The sequence below is a fragment of the Sinorhizobium sp. 8-89 genome, assembly GCF_030124325.1.
In the GTDB taxonomy this organism is placed as follows: domain Bacteria; phylum Pseudomonadota; class Alphaproteobacteria; order Rhizobiales; family Rhizobiaceae; genus Sinorhizobium.
Genome location: NZ_JASKLR010000092.1, coordinates 1 through 610, shown reverse-complemented (window position 1 = coordinate 610; position 610 = coordinate 1). Strand labels below are relative to the sequence as shown.

1 protein-coding gene is annotated in these 610 nt (G+C 61.1%); it reads right to left on the bottom strand.

Annotated elements, in window-relative coordinates; genetic code table 11:
• Window positions 1–610 (bottom strand): AMP-binding protein (locus QN219_RS33800; protein WP_284004767.1); only part of this gene is annotated, 610 nt, incomplete at both ends.

Sequence of the window (610 nt, the reverse complement as noted above, 5' to 3'; positions counted from 1 at the left end):
CCCCGCCGATGTAGAGCTCGCCGACCGCCCCGAACGGCACCGGTGCGCCATGCCGGTCGAGAAGATACACACGCGTGTTCGCAATCGGGCGGCCAATCGTTTCGACGACAGCCTCTCCCCTGGGCATGCAAACCCAGGTCGAGTACGTCGTCGTCTCGGAAGGAGCGTACAGATTGCAGATCTTCTCCACGCGGCTCTTCTCGAAGATGCTCTCGACCAGGCGAGGCTTGAGGGGCTCGCCCGCCAGATTGACGACGGTCGTCGAGGACGGGATTGCATGCCTGTCGACTAGGGCGGCAATCGCCGAGGGCACTGTGTTGATCATGGAGACATCCAAGGACGTCTTCGCCAATGCCATCGCATTGTCGGCAAGATAGAGTGCGCCGCCCTGTGACAGGGTCACGAAGCACTCGTAGACGGATAGATCAAAATTGATCGAGGTGGAAAACAGCATGCGGCTGACCTCCGATCCCGCGTAGATGCCTTTGTTCCAATGCAGCAGGTTCACGGTGCTCGCATGCTCGACCATGACGCCCTTTGGCGTGCCGGTGGATCCGGAGGTGTAGATGATGTAGGCGAGATGGCGGGAAGTGAGGCCGAGGGCGCGGGG